Source organism: Streptomyces sp. NPDC048392, from assembly GCF_043200575.1.
In the GTDB taxonomy this organism is placed as follows: domain Bacteria; phylum Actinomycetota; class Actinomycetes; order Streptomycetales; family Streptomycetaceae; genus Streptomyces.
This window is the reverse complement of sequence record NZ_JBICYB010000015.1, coordinates 75483-91799: the sequence shown is the minus strand read 5'-3', so window position 1 is coordinate 91799 and position 16317 is coordinate 75483. Positions and strand designations below refer to the sequence as shown.

General features: G+C 72.5%; 17 protein-coding genes. 5 read left to right on the top strand and 12 right to left on the bottom strand.

Annotation, left to right across the window (positions count from 1 at the left end; all coding sequences use genetic code 11):
- Positions 1 to 28: 28 nt before the first annotated feature.
- Positions 29 to 1105, top strand: coding sequence for a LacI family DNA-binding transcriptional regulator (locus tag ACGFYH_RS21265; protein ID WP_393804704.1), 1077 nt, complete (start codon positions 29 to 31; stop codon positions 1103 to 1105).
- A 362-nt stretch (positions 1106 to 1467) separates the two neighbouring features.
- Here ACGFYH_RS21265 and ACGFYH_RS21260 read toward each other — a convergent pair whose 3' ends face one another.
- The 5 genes from ACGFYH_RS21260 to ACGFYH_RS21240 all read right to left on the bottom strand — a co-directional run bounded on the left by ACGFYH_RS21260 (position 1468) and on the right by ACGFYH_RS21240 (position 5992).
- Positions 1468 to 2766 carry a DUF6986 family protein gene (locus tag ACGFYH_RS21260; protein ID WP_393804703.1) on the bottom strand — a complete coding sequence of 433 codons (1299 nt, stop codon included), beginning with the start codon at positions 2764 to 2766 and terminating at the stop codon, positions 1468 to 1470.
- 167 nt (positions 2767 to 2933) lie between these two features.
- Positions 2934 to 3896, bottom strand: a complete 963-nt coding sequence (locus ACGFYH_RS21255) for an electron transfer flavoprotein subunit alpha/FixB family protein (protein WP_393804702.1) — start codon at positions 3894 to 3896, stop codon at positions 2934 to 2936.
- An 84-nt stretch (positions 3897 to 3980) separates the two neighbouring features.
- A complete protein-coding gene (locus ACGFYH_RS21250) occupies positions 3981 to 4769 on the bottom strand; it encodes an electron transfer flavoprotein subunit beta/FixA family protein (protein WP_393804701.1) in 789 nt (262 codons plus the stop codon).
- Between the two features lie 220 nt (positions 4770 to 4989).
- On the bottom strand, positions 4990 to 5499 hold the full coding sequence (locus tag ACGFYH_RS21245) for a flavin reductase family protein (protein ID WP_393804700.1): 510 nt from the start codon (positions 5497 to 5499) through the stop codon (positions 4990 to 4992).
- 145 nt (positions 5500 to 5644) lie between these two features.
- Positions 5645 to 5992, bottom strand: coding sequence for a TlpA family protein disulfide reductase (locus ACGFYH_RS21240; protein ID WP_393804699.1), 348 nt, complete (start codon positions 5990 to 5992; stop codon positions 5645 to 5647).
- A gap of 319 nt (positions 5993 to 6311) precedes the next feature.
- Between ACGFYH_RS21240 and ACGFYH_RS21235 the strand changes: the two genes are divergently transcribed.
- Complete coding sequence (locus tag ACGFYH_RS21235) at positions 6312 to 7040, top strand: lysophospholipid acyltransferase family protein (protein WP_393804698.1); 729 nt, start codon at positions 6312 to 6314, stop codon at positions 7038 to 7040.
- Positions 7041 to 7050: 10 nt separating this feature from the next.
- On the opposite strand, the gene ACGFYH_RS21230 is transcribed toward ACGFYH_RS21235, so the two are convergent.
- The 4 genes from ACGFYH_RS21230 to ACGFYH_RS21215 all read right to left on the bottom strand — a co-directional run bounded on the left by ACGFYH_RS21230 (position 7051) and on the right by ACGFYH_RS21215 (position 10979).
- Positions 7051 to 7623, bottom strand: a complete 573-nt coding sequence (locus ACGFYH_RS21230; RefSeq protein ID WP_393804697.1) for a transglutaminase domain-containing protein — start codon at positions 7621 to 7623, stop codon at positions 7051 to 7053.
- 85 nt (positions 7624 to 7708) lie between these two features.
- Positions 7709 to 8779, bottom strand: coding sequence for a threonine aldolase family protein (locus ACGFYH_RS21225; protein WP_393804696.1), 1071 nt, complete (start codon positions 8777 to 8779; stop codon positions 7709 to 7711).
- Positions 8776 to 9522: an SDR family NAD(P)-dependent oxidoreductase gene (locus ACGFYH_RS21220; protein WP_393804695.1), complete on the bottom strand. Its 747-nt coding sequence runs from the start codon at positions 9520 to 9522 to the stop codon at positions 8776 to 8778. Before ACGFYH_RS21220 ends, ACGFYH_RS21225 begins: the two co-directional genes overlap by 4 nt.
- A 59-nt stretch (positions 9523 to 9581) precedes the next feature.
- Entirely contained in the window at positions 9582 to 10979 is a 1398-nt protein-coding gene (locus tag ACGFYH_RS21215) for a DUF6421 family protein (RefSeq protein ID WP_393804694.1), read from the bottom strand.
- Between the two features lie 227 nt (positions 10980 to 11206).
- Between ACGFYH_RS21215 and ACGFYH_RS21210 the strand changes: the two genes are divergently transcribed.
- Positions 11207 to 11890: a glycerophosphodiester phosphodiesterase gene (locus ACGFYH_RS21210; RefSeq protein ID WP_393804693.1), complete on the top strand. Its 684-nt coding sequence runs from the start codon at positions 11207 to 11209 to the stop codon at positions 11888 to 11890.
- A 28-nt stretch (positions 11891 to 11918) separates the two neighbouring features.
- On the opposite strand, the gene ACGFYH_RS21205 is transcribed toward ACGFYH_RS21210, so the two are convergent.
- Positions 11919 to 12458 carry a GNAT family N-acetyltransferase gene (locus tag ACGFYH_RS21205; RefSeq protein ID WP_393804692.1) on the bottom strand — a complete coding sequence of 180 codons (540 nt, stop codon included), beginning with the start codon at positions 12456 to 12458 and terminating at the stop codon, positions 11919 to 11921.
- 89 nt (positions 12459 to 12547) lie between these two features.
- Here ACGFYH_RS21205 and ACGFYH_RS21200 point away from each other — a divergent pair, with 89 nt between their 5' ends.
- Both ACGFYH_RS21200 and ACGFYH_RS21195 read left to right on the top strand, forming a co-directional pair.
- Complete coding sequence (locus tag ACGFYH_RS21200; protein ID WP_393804691.1) at positions 12548 to 12940, top strand: VOC family protein; 393 nt, start codon at positions 12548 to 12550, stop codon at positions 12938 to 12940.
- Positions 12941 to 13044: 104 nt separating this feature from the next.
- Positions 13045 to 13809, top strand: coding sequence for a VOC family protein (locus tag ACGFYH_RS21195; protein WP_393804690.1), 765 nt, complete (start codon positions 13045 to 13047; stop codon positions 13807 to 13809).
- 55 nt (positions 13810 to 13864) lie between these two features.
- On the opposite strand, the gene ACGFYH_RS21190 is transcribed toward ACGFYH_RS21195, so the two are convergent.
- Positions 13865 to 14452 carry a MarR family winged helix-turn-helix transcriptional regulator gene (locus tag ACGFYH_RS21190; RefSeq protein WP_393804689.1) on the bottom strand — a complete coding sequence of 196 codons (588 nt, stop codon included), beginning with the start codon at positions 14450 to 14452 and terminating at the stop codon, positions 13865 to 13867.
- Complete coding sequence (locus ACGFYH_RS21185; protein WP_393804688.1) at positions 14449 to 16137, bottom strand: FUSC family protein; 1689 nt, start codon at positions 16135 to 16137, stop codon at positions 14449 to 14451. Before ACGFYH_RS21185 ends, ACGFYH_RS21190 begins: the two co-directional genes overlap by 4 nt.
- Between the last annotated feature and the right edge of the window lie 180 nt (positions 16138 to 16317).

Here is a 16317-nt window from a genome sequence, read left to right as displayed (position 1 = left end):
CCTGGACAACAGGAGCCGACGCAATCCCGTGGACGACAGGACAGGACACCGCATCGTGCCCGACACGACCCGCCGCGCAGACCACCTCCCCGGGAACCGCTACGGCAATCGCCCGACCATGAAGGACGTCGCCGCCCGGGCCGGGGTCGGTCTGAAGACCGTCTCCCGGGTGGTCAACGGCGAGCCCGGTGTCACCCCGGAGACCGAGCGCCGCGTCCAGGAGGCCATCGACGCGCTGGGCTTTCGCCGCAACGACAGCGCGCGGGTGCTCCGCAAGGGCCGCACCGCCAGCATCGGTCTGGTCCTGGAGGATCTGGCCGACCCGTTCTACGGACCGCTCAGCCGCGCCGTGGAGGAGGTGGCCCGCTCCCACGGCGCCCTGCTGATCAACGGGTCGAGCGCGGAGGACCCGGAGCGCGAGCAGGAGCTGGTGCTGGCGCTGTGCGCACGGCGCGTGGACGGGCTGGTGGTGATCCCCGCCGGGGACGACCACCGGTATCTGGAGCCGGAGCTGAAGGCGGGCGTCGCCACGGTGTTCGTGGACCGTCCGGCGGGGCGGATCGACGCGGACGTGGTGGTGTCCGACAACTTCGGCGGCGCCCGCGACGGCGTGGCCCACCTGATCGCGCACGGGCACCGCAGGATCGGCTTCATCGGAGACATGCCCCGCATCCACACCGCCGCCGAGCGGCTGCGCGGCTACCGGGCCGCCATGGAGGACGCGGGCATACCGGTCAAGGACTCCTGGATGTCCCTGGGCGTCACCGGCCCGGAGCGGGTGCGCCGGGCGGCCGAGGAGATGCTCGCCGACCCGCAGCCGGTCACCGCGATCTTCACCGGCAACAACCGGGTGACCGTCACCGTGATCCGGGTCCTGGCCGAGCACACCCGGGGCGTCGCCCTCGTCGGCTTCGACGACATCGAGCTGGCCGACCTGCTCCAGCCGGGCGTCACCGTCGTCGCGCAGGACGCGGCCGCCCTCGGCCGCACCGCCGCCGAACGGCTGTTCCGGCAGCTGGACGGCACCCTCCTCGCCCCCGACCGCATCGAACTGCCGACCAGGCTGGTCACCCGCGGCTCGGGCGAACTGCCGCCGTCGCACTGAGGGGCCGCGACGGACGACCGTACCGGCGGCGACCGGCGCGGGCGGCCGGACACACCGGTGCACCCGTCCGCGCCACCGCCACCGCCACCAGGAGCCACACCGTGTCGCACCCGAAGGAGCCACACCGTGTCGCGCCCACCGGGTGAGCGCCGCGGCCCCGCTCGGCCGCCCGGCGAGGACCGGACGCCGCGAGCGCTCGGGACGGCCGGAGTGCCGCGCGAGGAGCCGCTGCCGTACCCGGGCACGTGGCCCCGGGAGTCCGGCCGCTCGACGGGGCCGGGCCGCAACCGCTGGACCGCCCGGCCTGGATCGGTACGTGGGCTCCGGGCCGGACGGCCCCTTCGCGGGGACCCGGCCGCCGCCTACTGCGCCGATGCCGTGAGGTCGCCGCGCCGGGGCGAGGAGAAGCCTTCCAGGTCGGCGCGGGTCAGGCCGGTCAGCCGGGCCACCTCGCCGATGTCGAGGGCGCCGCAGTCCAGGCCGCGCAGCAGGTAGCCGCTGAGGGCCTTGGCCGTGGCGGGCTCGTCCATCACGTCGCCGCCGGTGCGGTTGGCGTAGCGGGAGAGGCGGGCGGCCGCCTGCTCGAAGCCCTCGCGGTAGAAGGCGAAGACGGCCGCGTACCGGGTGGGGATGTGGCCGGGGTGCATGTCCCAGCCCTGGTAGTAGGCGCGGGCGAGGGCGCGGCGGGTGAGTCCGTAGTGCAGGCGCCAGGCGTCGTGGACCCGCGCGGTGGGGCCGACCGGCAGGACGTTGGTGGAGCCGTCCGAGACGCGTACGCCGGTTCCGGCCGCGGCGACCTGCATGACCGCCTTGGCGTGGTCGGCGGCCGGATGGTCGCCGGCCTGGTGGGCGGCCGAGACGCCGAGGCAGGCGCTGTAGTCGAAGGTGCCGTAGTGCAGGCCGGTGGCGCGGCCCTCGGCGGCCTGGATCATGCGGGCGACGGCGGCGGTGCCGTCGGCGGCGAGGATGGACTGACTGGTCTCGATCTGGATCTCGAAGCCGATCCGGCCGGGCGTCAGGCCGCGGGCCTTCTCGAACGCCTCCAGGAGCCGCACCATGGCGGTGACCTGCTCGGGATACGTCACCTTCGGCAGGGTGAGGACCAGACCGTCGGGCAGGCCGCCCGCCTCCATCAGGCCACTGAGGAAGACGTCGAGGGTACGGATGCCTCGGGCGCGCACCGGGGCCTCCATGCACTTCATGCGGATGCCCATGTACGGGGCGGCCGTGCCCTGCTCGTACGCCTCGGCGACGAGCCGGGCCGCGCGGGCGGCCGCCTCGTCCTCCTCGGCGTCCGTTCGGCCCCCGTAGCCGTCCTCGAAGTCGACGCGGAGGTCCTCGACGGGCTCGCGCTCCAGCTTGGCGCGTACGCGGGTGTAGACGGGCTCGGCGAGGTCGTCGGCGAGCCCGAGGACGGCGGCGAAGGAGGCGGCGTCCGGGGCGTGTTCGTCGAGGGCGGCGAGGGCGCGGTCGCCCCAGGAGCGGATCGTGTCGGCGGCGAAGACGTCACCGGGGACGTAGACGGTGTGCACGGGCTGGCGGGTGCCCGGGTCTCCGGGGTAGCGGCGCTCCAGCTCCGCGTCGACCGGTGCGAGGGAGGCACTGATCTTCTCGCCGACGGCGCCCGCGAGGCTCGTTGCCACCTTCTCCTGCTGACCCATCCCACACCCTCCTGTAGCAACTTTTCCGCTGAACGGAATCACTTATCCGTAAAGCGAAGTTATCTGGCGGCCCTTCGCCGGTCAACACCATCCTGCGCACATGCCGAGGCCCCCACGACCACGGACGGTCACGGGGGCCTCGGCCCGGCGTCGAAGCCGGGGGAGCTTCAGCCCTTGCGGGTCTTCACTTCCTCGGTCAGCTGCGGGACGACGTCGAAGAGGTCGCCGACGACGCCGTAGTCGACCAGTTCGAAGATCGGGGCCTCGGCGTCCTTGTTGATCGCCACGATCGTCTTCGAGGTCTGCATACCGGCGCGGTGCTGGATCGCACCGGAGATGCCGGAGGCGATGTACAGCTGCGGCGAGACGGACTTGCCGGTCTGGCCGACCTGGTTGGTGTGCGGGTACCAGCCGGCGTCCACCGCGGCGCGCGAGGCGCCGACGGCCGCGCCGAGCGAGTCGGCGAGCGCCTCGATGATCGCGAAGTTCTCCGCACCGTTGACGCCACGGCCGCCGGAGACGACGATCGCGGCCTCGGTCAGCTCCGGGCGGCCGGTCGACTCGCGCGGGGTGCGCGAGGTGACCTTGGTGCCGGTGGCCTGGGCGGAGAAGGAGACCGACAGGGCCTCGACCGCACCGGCGGCCGGGGCGGGCTCCACGGCGGCCGAGTTCGGCTTGACCGTGATGACCGGGGTGCCCTTGGAGACGCGGGACTTGGTGGTGAAGGCGGCGGCGAACACCGACTGGGTGGCCACCGGGCCCTCGTCGCCGGACTCCAGGTCGACGGCGTCGGTGATGACGCCCGATCCGAGGCGCAGCGCCAGGCGGGCCGCGATCTCCTTGCCCTCGGCGGAGGACGGGACCAGCACGGCGGCCGGGGAGACGGCCTCGTGGGCGGCCTGGAGGGCGTCGACCTTCGGCACGACCAGGTAGTCGCCGTACTCGGCGGCCTCGTGGGTGAGGACCTTCACCGCGCCGTGCTCGGCGAGGGTGGCGGCGGTGTCGGCGGCACCGTTGCCCAGCGCGACGGCGACCGGCTCGCCGACGCGGCGGGCGAGCGTCAGCAGCTCCAGGGTGGGCTTGCGGACGGCACCGTCCACGTGGTCGACGTAGACGAGAACTTCAGCCATGGGACTTCTTCTCTCCTGCTTGCGAGATGTGAGGGGCGGTCGGCGAATCCGGGGCTCAGACGGACTTCTGGCCCGCGAGGCTCATCACACGAACTTTCGCTCCGCGAGGAAGGCGGCGAGCTGCTTGCCGCCCTCGCCCTCGTCCTTGACGATCGTGCCCGCGCTGCGCGCCGGGCGCTGGGCCGCGGAGTCGACCGTGGTGTAGGCGTTCTCCAGACCGACCTCGTCCTCGTCGATGTCGAGGTCGGACAGGTCCCAGGACTCAACGGGCTTCTTCTTGGCGGCCATGATGCCCTTGAAGGACGGGTAACGCGCCTCGCCCGACTGGTCGGTGACCGACACGACCGCAGGCAGGGACGCCTCCAGCTGCTCCGTGGCCGAGTCGCCGTCCCGGCGGCCCTTGACCGTGCCACCCTCGACCGAGACCTCGGACAGCAGCGTCACCTGCGGCACGCCCAGGCGTTCGGCGAGCAGCGCGGGGACCACGCCCATGGTGCCGTCGGTGGAGGCCATGCCGGAGACGACCAGGTCGTAGCCGGCCTTCTCTACCGCCTTGGCCAGGACCAGGGAGGTGCCGATGGCGTCCGTGCCGTGCAGGTCGTCGTCCTCGACGTGGATCGCCTTGTCCGCGCCCATGGACAGCGCCTTGCGCAGCGCGTCCTTGGCGTCCTCGGGGCCCACCGTCAGGACGGTGACCTCCACGTCGTCGTCGGAATTCTCAGAGATCTGCAGCGCCTGCTCGACCGCGTACTCGTCCAGCTCGGAGAGCAGACCGTCCACGTCGTCCCGGTCGACGGTCAGGTCATCGGCGAAGTGCCGGTCGCCAGTGGCGTCGGGCACGTACTTCACAGTGACAACGATCCTCAAGCTCACGCCGGCTCTCCTACTGCGTCGACATTTCAGTGCTGCCTCTTGCAGGCAGCATAGGCGCCCCAAGCGGCCGATCCCGGTCGGGGCGACCCGCGCCCCGGCCGGAATATTACTCGTCAGTACATCCAGTTCTTTCCCGCTAAGCAAGCGCTTTGAACTGTGACCTTCGCAACGCAGCGTAACCGGAACTAGACGCCCGCGCGGAAGCCTGCCCGGCGACCGGTCAGTCGCGCAGGCCCTGGTAACGCCCCTGGTGGTACAGCAGGGGCCTGCCCGAACCCCCGGGGTCGCCGGCCAACACCTCCGCCAGCACGATCCGGTGGTCCCCCGCGGGCACCCGGCCGACCACCCGGCAGGTGAGCCAGGCGAGCACGCCGTCCAGCACGGGCACCCCTTCCGGGCCGTCCTGCCACACGGTGGGCGCCGCGAAACGGTCGGCACCGCTGCGGGCGAAGGTGGCCGCCAGCTCCTGCTGGTGTTCACCGAGCAGGTGCACACCGACATGCTCGGCCGCGGACACCGCGGGCCAGCTCGAGGAGCCGGTACCGAGGCCGAAGGAGAGCAGCGGAGGACGGGCCGAGACGGAGGTGAGGGACGTGGCCGTGAAACCGACCGGGCCGGCGGGTCCCCGAGCGGTGATCACGGCGACGCCCGCCGCGTGCCGCCGGAAGACGGACCGGAACAGGTCGTCGGTGGCGAGCCGCGGCGCGGTGAGGCCGGGCGTGGCCGTCATACGGGGTTGTCCTTCCGCGTCGCGCCTCGGTCCCGGAAGCGGGGAGCGAGGAAGGGGGGCAGGCTGACGACGGGTGGCACACACAGTCACATACGTCCCGGATGTCGAAGCTGTGGGGAAGACCTCACCACTGGCGTGTCGGTTGTCACACCGCCTCGCCCAGCGCGGCGATCACGTCCGCCCTGCGCGGCTGTCCGACGGCCCGCCGTACGACGCGGCCGTCGGCGTCCAGGACCAGGACGGTGGGGGTCTTGAGGACGTCGAGGGCGCGGACGAGTTCCAGGCGGGCCTCGGCGTCGATCTCGACGTGGGCGACACCGGGGACCATGCCGGCCACCTCGCCCAGGACCCGCCGGGTGGCCCGGCAGGGCGCGCAGAAGGCGCTGGAGAACTGTACGAGCGTCGCGCGGCCACCGAGTGCCGCACCCAGGTCGGCCGCGTCGAGCCGTGGGCCGAACGCTTCCGACCGCCTGCCGTCGCCCTGCTCGCGCACCGGCGCGCCCCCGTTCCGCCGCCACTGCGGCACTCCTGGGCACGCGTCCCCCGCGTGCCGCCGTCGGTCGTCCGGTCGTCCGGTCGTCCGGTCGTCCACAGGTGCAGCGCTCGCGGGGCGGCGGAGATTCCCGCTCACCGTCGCGTTTCGGCCGCGCCACGGCCGGCGAGTGATGAGGATCTCGCCGCACGCGGGCACCAAGGCTGGTACGGAGGCCGTTCTTGGGGCACGATCTGCGACAAGCCGTAAAACCTACGGCTGCGTAACTTTCGGCTGGGAGCCCTGTTCCCAGGCTGACAAGGAAGGGTCCGACCCGCCCATGGCAGAACTCGTCTACCGTCCGGTCATCGGTCTCGCCCGTACCCTGTTCAAGGCGTGGGACCTCAGGATCGACTGCCAGGGTTCGGAGAACATCCCGCGCTCGGGCGGCGCCGTGCTGGTGAGCAACCACATCAGCTACCTGGACTTCGTCTTCGACGGCCTGGCGGCGCTGCCGCAGAAGCGGCTGGTGCGCTTCATGGCGAAGGAGTCGGTCTTCCGGCACCGGATCTCCGGTCCGCTGATGCGCGGGATGAAGCACATCCCGGTGGACCGCAAGCAGGGCGAGGCGGCCTACGCGCACGCCCTGGACTCGCTGAAGTCCGGCGAGATCGTCGGGGTCTTCCCGGAGGCGACGATCTCCGAGTCGTTCACCCTCAAGAGCTTCAAGTCGGGAGCCGCGCGGCTCGCGCAGGAGGCGGGCGTCCCCCTGGTCCCCATGGCCCTGTGGGGCACCCAGCGCCTGTGGACCAAGGGCCACCCGCGCAACTTCAAGCGCAGCCACACCCCGATCACCATCCGGGTCGGCGAGGCGATGGAGGCCCCGCGCGAACAGTACGCGGGTGCCATCACCCGGCGGCTGCGCGAGCGGGTGCAGGAGCTGCTGGAGGCCGCGCAGCGCGCCTACCCCGTGCGTCCCAAGGGCGCCGACGACACCTGGTGGATGCCGGCCCATCTCGGCGGCACGGCCCCGACGCCCGAGCAGCTGCGCACGGCCCGGGCACACTGAGCCGCGCCCTTCAGAGGGCGGTCGGAAGGATTTCCCACAGGTGCGGCCGGTCGGTCGCCGCCTTCAGGACGTCCAGCACGGCCGGGTGCGGAGCGGCGTACAGCTCCGGGTAGTCCGTCTCGCCCGCCGCGCGGTCCGGCGTGAAGGCCAGGTGTTCCCTCCCCAGGGAGAACCACGCGTTCACGCCGGGCTTGTTGCCGCGCGGGTCCTGTCGGTGCCACGCGCCGTCGAGGCGTACCGCGACCAGCCCGTGCACCACGTCGAACCGCTGGTAGCACAGCGCCGCGGGAATGTCCTCGGCCCGCAGCAGCGCGGCCAGCGCGTGGGCCTTGGCGTAGCAGATGCCGGTGCGCCGCTCCAGGACGTCGGACGCCCGCCAGGTGACGCGCGGATCCCCGGAGTCCTGTGAGTGCGGGATGGTGTCGCGCACGAAGTCGAAGGCCAGCCGCGCATAGGCATACGAGTCCTGTGCCTCCTCGGCGAGCCGGTCGGCCACCTCCCGAACGCGCGGGTGGTCGTGGTCGATGGCGTCGTCGGCGGCGAGGTAAGCGGACAGGTCAGGCGTGTCCTGGATCAGCTCCATGCCCGCAGAGCATAGGAAAGCGATCACCCGACAGTCAATGACTTTTCAGGTGACCGCATACCTATGCACAATGGGCCGGTCCCCGTCAGCGCGCCATCTCCTCCTTGAGGGCGGCCACGAACGCGTCGACGTCGTCCTCGGTGGTGTCGAAGGCGCACATCCAGCGGACGTCACCGGCGGCCTCGTCCCAGAAGTAGAAGCGGAACCGCTTCTGCAGGCGCTCACTCACCTCGTGCGGCAGGCGGGCGAAGACCGCGTTGGCCTGCACCGGGTAGAGGATCTCCACGCCGTGCACGGCGCGCACGCCCTCGGCCAGACGCCGGGCCATCTCGTTGCCGTGCCGGGCGTTGCGCAGCCACAGGTCCCTGGCGAGCAGCGCCTCCAGTTGCACCGACACGAAGCGCATCTTGGAGGCGAGCTGCATGGACAGCTTGCGCAGATGCTTCATGTGACGCACCGCGTCCTGGTTCAGGACGACGACCGCCTCGCCGAACAGCGCGCCGTTCTTGGTGCCGCCGAGCGAGAGGAGGTCGACGCCGACCGCGTTGGTGAACGTGCGCATCGGGACGTCCAGGGAGGCGGCGGCGTTGGCTATCCGGGAGCCGTCCAGGTGCACCCTCATGCCGCGGGCGTGGGCGTGCTCGCAGATGGCACGGATCTCGTCCGGCGTGTAGAGCGTGCCCAGCTCGGTGCTCTGGGTGATCGAGACGACCTGCGGCATCGCGCGGTGCTCGTCGTCCCAGCCGTGGGCCTGCCGGTCGATCAGGTCGGGCGTGAGCTTGCCGTCGGGCGTGGGCACGGTGAGCAGCTTCAGACCGCCCATGCGTTCGGGCGCGCCGCCCTCGTCGACGTGGATGTGCGCGCTCTCGGCGCAGATCACCGCGCCCCAGCGGTCGGTGACCGCCTGGAGGGCGACGACGTTGGCGCCGGTGCCGTTGAAGACCGGGAACGCCTCGGCCCCGGAGCCGAAGTGGCTGCGGACGACCCGCTGGAGGTTCTCGGTGTAGTCGTCCTCGCCGTACGCGACCTGGTGCCCGCCGTTGGCCAGCGCCACGGCGGCGAGCACCTCGGGGTGGGCCCCGGCGTAGTTGTCACTGGCGAAACCGCGGACCTCGGGGTCGTGATGGCGACGCGCGTCGGTCTTCGGGGGGTTCACGGCTTCTCGGTCAGCCACAGACGGTTTCCGTTCACTTCCGCGGCGGGCTTGTCCCAGACACCGGCGACGGCCTCGGCGAGGTCACGCACGTCCGTGAAGCCCGCGAACTTCGCGTTGGGACGCTCGGCGCGCATCGCGTCGTGCACCAACGCCTTCACCACCAGGATCGCAGCCGCCGACGTCGGCCCCTGCTCGCCCCCGGCCTTGCGGAAGTAGTCCGCCATGGCCAGCGTCCACGCCTCGGCGGCGGCCTTGGCGGCCGAGTAGGCGGCGTTGCCCGCGGTGGGGTTGCTCGCGCCGGCGGCGCTGATCAGGACGTAGCGGCCGCGGTCGCTGCGCTGGAGCGCCTCGTGGAAGGCGAGGGACGTGTGCTGCACCGTACGGATGAGCAGCTTTTCGAGGAGGTCCCAGTCGCCGAGGTCGGTCTTGGTGAAGGTCTGACTGCCGCGCCAGCCGCCGACGAGGTGGACCACGCCGTCGACCCGGCCGAAGTCCTTTCCGACGCGGTCGGCCCACGCGCGGGTGGAGTCCAGGTCGAGCAGGTCGACCTTCTCGCCGGTGACCGTGGCGCCGCCGTGCGCGTAGCGCGCCGCGTCCACCGCCTCCGCCAGCCGTTCCGGGTCGTTGTCCGAGCCGACGACCGTCGCACCCGCCTCGGCGAGCCGCAGCAGCGCGGCCCGTCCGGCGGGCCCGCCCGCCCCGGCCACCGCGATCACCGCGCCGTCGAGCGCCCCGTTCCCCATGGTCCTCGCCTCCTGAGCCCGTGCCTGCCGGCCGTGTTCCCGCGCGCCGTCGCCGTCACTCACGCGGCGGCCCGCTCGGCGCCGTCCGCCGTGATGCCCCGCGTCGAGGCGATCACCTTCTTCAGCTTCTTGGACAGCGCCTCGTAGAACATGCTGAGCGGAAACTCGTCCGGAAGCACGTCATCGACGAGTTTGCGCGGCGGCAGCGACAGGTCCAGGGCGTCGGGTCCCTTGGCCCACTTCGAGCCCGGGTGCGGGGCGAGGTAGGTGGAGACCAGCTCGTAGCCCGCGAACCAGTGCACGATCTTCGGCCGGTCGATGCCGTCGCGGTAGAGCTTCTCGATCTCGGCGCACAGCTGGTTGGTGACCTGCGGGGCGCGCTGCCAGTCGATGAAGAGCTTGTTGTCCGTCCAGCGGACGACGTCGTGCTTGTGCAGGTAGGCGAAGAGGAGCTGACCGCCGAGGCCGTCGTAGTTGCGCACGCGCTCGCCGGTGACGGGGAAGCGGAACATGCGGTCGAAGAGCACCGCGTACTGCACGTCGCGGGCCTGCGGGACGCCCTCGGCCTCGAGCTGCACGGCCTCCCTGAAGGCGGTGAGGTCGCAGCGCAGCTCCTCCAGGCCGTACATCCAGAACGGCTGACGCTGCTTGATCATGAACGGGTCGAACGGCAGGTCGCCGTGGCTGTGGGTGCGGTCGTGGACCATGTCCCACAGCACGAACGCCTCCTCGCAGCGCTTCTGGTCGTGCACCATGGCGGCGACGTCCTCGGGCAGCTCCAGGCCCAGGAGGCCCACGGCGGCCTTGGTGACGCGGCGGAAGCGGGCGGCCTCGCGGTCGCAGAAGATGCCGCCCCAGGAGAAGCGCTCGGGCGCCTGCCGCACGGCGATGGTCTCGGGGAAGAGCACGGCCGAGTTGGTGTCGTAGCCGGCCGTGAAGTCCTCGAAGGTGATACCGCAGAACAGCGGGTTGTCGAAGCGGGTGCGCTCCAGCTCGGCCAGCCAGTCGGGCCAGACCATGCGCAGCACGACCGCCTCGAGGTTGCGGTCCGGGTTGCCGTTCTGCGTGTACATCGGAAAGACGACCAGGTGCTGGAGACCGTCCGCGCGGTTCGCGGCAGGCCGGAAGGCCAGCAGCGAGTCGAGGAAGTCGGGCACCTGGAAGCCGCCGTCGGCCCAGCGGCCGAGGTCCTTCACCAGGGCCTCGTGGTAGGCGCGGTCGTGCGGCAGCAGCGGGGACAGTTCGCGCACGGCCTCGGTGACGCGGCGTACGGCGTCCTCGGCGGCGGCGCGCTCCGGGGCCCCCTCGGCGTCGAAGTCGATCGACCCGTCTTTGGACTGCCATGGACGGACCCGCTCCACGGCATCCTTGAGCGCGGGCCACGACGGGTGCTCCACCACCCTGCTCGCCGGAGGAATGTTCTCCTCCATACCCACCTGCACAAGAATTTCCGTCATGTCCCATCCTCCACCGAAGAAGCTAGTGCCAGGACACCGTAGGCATACGAGGTTCCTCTCAGCAAGAGGCACCTCCGCAAATTATCCTGCCTCACCCGGGCCTTCACCGCATTTTTTCCTGTCGGTCGCCGGACTCGTATACCCGGCGCGGCACGGGGGAAACGGTCCGGCAGGGCCGTTAGGCTGCCGCCCTGCCCACGCCGACGTCGACGGAAGCGAGTCGAGCCTTGAACTTCCTCACCATCGGTCACCGCGGAGCGATGGGTGTCGAACCCGAGAACACCCTGCGTTCCTTCGTCGCCGCCGAGCAGGCCGGCCTCGACGTCGTCGAACTGGACCTGCACCTGAGCAAGGACGGCGCGCTCGTCGTCATGCACGACGCCGACGTGGACCGCACCACCGACGGCACCGGTGCGATCGCCGACAAGACCCTCGAGGAGCTGCGGGCGCTGGACGCCGGCCGCGGGGAGCGGGTACCGGTCTTCGAGGAGGTGCTGGACGCCGTCTCGGTGCCGTTGCAGGCCGAGATCAAGGACGCGGCGGCCGCTCGCGTCCTCGCCGGGGTGATGCTCCGCCGGGACCTGGTGGACCGGGTGGAGGTGATCTCGTTCCACGACGAGGCCATCGTCGAGATCGCCCGGCTGGTGCCGGGGGTGCGGACCGCCCTGGTCGCGCAGTACTACGGACCGGAGGTCGTGGACCGTGCCGTGGAGGCGGGCGCCGGGACCCTGTGCCTCGACATCGACCGGATCACGCTGGAGGTCGTGCGAAAAGCCCGCAAGGCGGGTCTGCGGGTCTTCTCCTGGACCGTGAACACCCAGGACCATCTGCGGCTGGTGCGCGCCCTGTGCCTCGACGGCGCCACCACCGACTACCCGGAGATCAAGCGCACCGGCCGTTTCACCGCCTGAGGCGCCTGGCCGCGTCTCGGTCCACGGCTCAGGCCAGCGGCTTGACCAGCAGCTCGAACCGGAGGTCGTCCCGCTGCGGAACGCCGAAGCGCTCGTCGCCGTACGGGAAGGGGGTCATCTCTCCCGTACGGCGGTAGCCGCGGCGCTCGTACCAGGCGATGAGGTCCTCGCGAACGGAGATCACGGTCATGTGCATCTCCGTGACACCCCACGACTCACGGGCCTGCCGCTCCGCCTCCGAGATGACCGTCTTGCCGAGACCCTCGCCCTGGAGCGCCGGGCTGACGGCGAACATCCCGAAGTAGGCGTGCGCGCCGCGGTGTTCGAGCTGGCAGCAGGCCACGATCCGCTCGTCCCGCTCGACCGTCAGCAGGCGGCTGTCCGGCGCCTGGACGACCTCCCGCACGCCCTGCGGGTCGGTGCGCCGCCCCTGGAGGATGTCCGCCTCGGTGGTCCACCCGGCCCGGCTGGCGTCGCCCCGGTACGCGGACTCTATGAGCGCCACGATCGCGTCCACGTCGGCGTCGGTGGCGTCGCGGTAGGTCAGTCGGCCGGTGGTGGTGTCCATGGGGGCGTCTCCGGTTCGTTCTCGGCGCGGCGCGGCGCGGGCACCGATGAGCGTAACGCCGTCGGTGGCCGCCACTAGGGTCGGGGCGCATGGTGCATGTACTCAGCAGCCGAACCCTGGTCCGCCCCACCGACCCCGACCGCTCCCGCGCCTTCTACGGCGAGCAGCTCGGTCTCGCCGTCCACCGGGAGTTCGGCACCGGGCCCGAGCGGGGCACCGTCTACTTCCTGGGCGGCGGCTTCCTGGAGGTCTCCGGGCGCTCCGAGACTCCCCTCTCCCCCGCCCTCGCCCTGTGGCTCCAGGTCGAGGACGCGGCGGCGGCCCACGACGAACTGCGCGCGAGGGGCGTCGAGATCGTGCGGCCGCCGGTCAGGGAGCCGTGGGGGCTGGTGGAGATGTGGATCGCGGACCCGGACGGCACCCGGATCGTGCTGGTGGAGGTGCCCGCCGAGCATCCACTGCGCTACCGGCCGGGAATCTGAGCCGCCGGGACGGTACCCGCCGGATGGCCGCGGTCCCCGTCCGGCCTTAGCGTGCTGGAGGGGGACGGACGGTCTGCGGCCCCGGCGGAAGGACGCCCACCACGATGAAGCTCCACGAACCGGTGACCGGCGGCCCCTGCTGGGCGGAGCTGGGGACCACCGATCTCGAAGCGGCCAAGCGGTTCTACACCAAGCTGTTCGGCTGGTACCCCGAGACCGACTCGCGGCAGCAGGCGGGCGGCTGCACCATCGCCCGGATCGGCGACGCGGCGGTCGCCGCACTGACGCCCCTGTACCAGCCGGGGCAGCCGGTCGCGTGGAACGTGTCCTTCGCCGTGCGCGACGCGGAGGCCGCCGTACGGCAGGTGACGGCGGCCGGCGGAACGGCCCTTCAGGCGGCCACGGACTTCTTCGACGCGGGCCGCTTCGTGGTGGCCGCCGATCCGACCGGGGCGGTGTTCCAGCTGTGGCAGGGGCGCGCCTTCCCCGGTGCCGGGCTGTTCAACGCGCCCGGCTCGCTGGGCTGGGTCGAGCTGCTGACCCGGGAGCCCGGCCGGGCCGCCGACTTCTACACCACGGTGTTCGGCTGGAGCGTCACCGCATCGGAGCGCTATCCGCAGTGGGGGATCGACGGGGCGGACTTCGGCGGCATGGTGACGATGGACGACAAGTTCCCGCACGAGGTGCCGGCCCACTGGCTGCCGTACTTCGCGACGGCGGACGTGAACACCGCCGCGGTCGACGCGACCGACGGCGGCGGCACGGTGCTCATGGAGCCGACCTCCGTGCCCGACGGACCGCGCATCGCGGTACTGCGGGATCCGCAGGGCGCGATGTTCGGCGTGTACCGGGCGGGCGACGAGCGCTGACCCTCCCGGCCCCCGGGACAGCCCGCCTCGCCGAAGGCCCCGGTGTCGGCGGGCGTCAGGCCCGCAGCGCGTCCAGGCGGCCCTCCAGCCGGCCCAGCAGTCCTGCGAGGAGCGCCGCCAGTTCGTCCTGCCGGGGCCCGTCCACGCCGGACAGGACGGCGGACTCGTAGGCGAGCTGCTCGGGAAGGATGCCGTCGACGAGGTCGCGTCCGGTGTCCGTGAGGCGGACGTGGGCGACCCGGCGGTCGCGGGTGTCACCGCGCCGCTCGACCAGGCCGCGCTCGGTGAGCTGCTTGAGGCGCTTGGTGACGGCGGCGCCGGAGGAGAAGGTCTCACGGGCCAGCTCGCCGGGGGTCAGCTCGTGCCCGGTGCGGCGCAGGGCGCCGAGCAGGTCGAACTCGGCGCGGCTGAGGCCCGCCCGGCGCAGCGGGGCGTCCTCGGCCTGCTGGAGGAGGGCGGCGCAGCGGTTGATGCGGCCGATGATCTCCATCGGTCCGGTGTCGAGGCCCGGGTGGACGGCCTGCCACTGACGTACGACGGCGGCCACCGTGTCCCCGCCCGGCCCCTGCCCCCCGTCGCCCGCTCCCCTGTCGCCGGCTCCCTCGTCGCCTCCGGTCGCCGGTCCCCCGTCGGTTGCGGTCATGGCCGTACGTCCTCCGTTGTCGTGCCCGTGTCCCGGTCCGGACGCGCTGCCTGGCGCCGCACCGCCTCGGCGAGCGTACGGTGTCCGGACCGTTCGGCGAGCACGACCCTCTCCTGGGGCAGTGCGCGTCCCCACCATTCGCCGGCCGCCCCGTCGGCGGTGGCCCGCAGATCGGTCAGCGCGGCGGCCAGGCCCCGGCGGGCGGCCTCCAGGGCGCCCGGGGCGGGGGCGGGCTCCGCGAGGAGGCGCGCGGCGCGCTCCCGGGCGCGGTCGGCCGCGCTCACCGCCCGTTCGACGCGGTCCCCGGCGCGCCGGTCGGTGACGACGACGGCGGCCAGGAAGCCGACCAGGGCCCCGACGAGGGTGTCCACGGCCCGCTCGGTGATCAGTTCACCCGGCTCCTGGTAGCCGGCGAACTCGGTGATGAGCAGGGCCATCGGCGTCACGCAGACGGTACCGAGCCAGTAGTTGCGGGTGATGAGCGCCTCGGCGCCGAAGTTCAGGGCGAGGCAGAGCAGGACGAGGAGGATCTGCCCCAGGTGGGCGAGCGGGGTGAGGGCGGCGAAGAGCAGCACTCCGGCGATGTTGCCGACGACGCGCTGGACGGCCCGGGTCCAGGTCAGGGCCATGTTGGCCTGGTAGAGCGCGGCGGCGGTGACGAGCGCCCAGTAGGGGCGGCCGATACCGAGGGCGAGGGAGGCGTAGCCGGCCAGCGCGCAGCCGAGGGCGGTGCGCACGGCGATCGGGGTCAGGGGGCCGAGCCGCTGCCACAGGGGCGCCGGGCGGGTCGCGAGTTCGGCGTCCGCGCCGAGGAGTTCGCCGGCCGGGCCCGGGGCGTCACCGGTGCGGGGGATCCGGCCGGCGCCACGCAGGGCGTGGGCCCAGGCCCGCAGCCGCTCCGGGTCGGCGTCGGCGGGGGCGGTCAGCGCGACCTCGGAGCGGACGACGAGGCGCTCCAGGGCGCGCCGGGTGGTGGCGCGGTCGCCCGTGGCGGGCAGGGAGAGCAGCGTCTGCCAGGCGGCCTGTACGGCGGCGTACCCGGCGGCGCGGGCGGGTGCGTGGCCGTCGCCGGTGCCACGGGTGACGGCGTGGGCGGCGGCCGCGTTCAGGGCCTGGGCGGTGGCCCGGCGTTCCGGGCCGTGCGGGCGGACGAGCGCGGGCGCCATCCCGACGAGCCAGGCCCAGGCGCCCGCGGCGGCGCCCAGCGCCAGGTGTCCGGGGATCTGGCCGAGGGTCTGCGGGACGAAGAGGGTGGCGGAGCTGATGAAGGTCAGGACCACGTTGCCCGGCGGGCCGACGCGCGTGGCGTCGCACAGGGCCTTCTGGACGGCGGCCAGCAGAGCGCCGACGGTGACGAGGACGACGGCGTTCCGGGTGAGCGAGGCGGTGACCAGGGCGACGGCGACGCCGCCGAGCATGCCGAGCACCACCCGGGCCAGGGTGCGGGCACGGGCGGGGTAGGGGCGGTGGTGGGCGTAGAGCGCGCACAGGGACCCGGCCATCGTGTACATCGCCAGGTCGAGCCGGCCGAGTGCCAGCAGAAGCAGGTTGGGAGGGGCGACGGCGGCGACCGAGCTGAGCGCGGGTTTGAACCAGATCTCGGAAGGCCGGCGCAGGCGCAGCGCGCCTGCCAGGGAGAGGCGTCGGCCCGGCGAGGTGCCGGGGGTGGGGGTCGCACTGCTCATGGGAAATAGCTTAACAGGTGTTTTACCTGTAAATGATATGGCGCACATGGGCCATACACGTCACCGGCCAGCGACGATCCGCCGCGCTCCCCCGAATACCCCCCGTGTACTTCCTTGCGCTCGCGTGCGCGCCGCGCGGTCCGGGCAGTCCTTGACGGACCGTGGACCGCCGAACGGGGA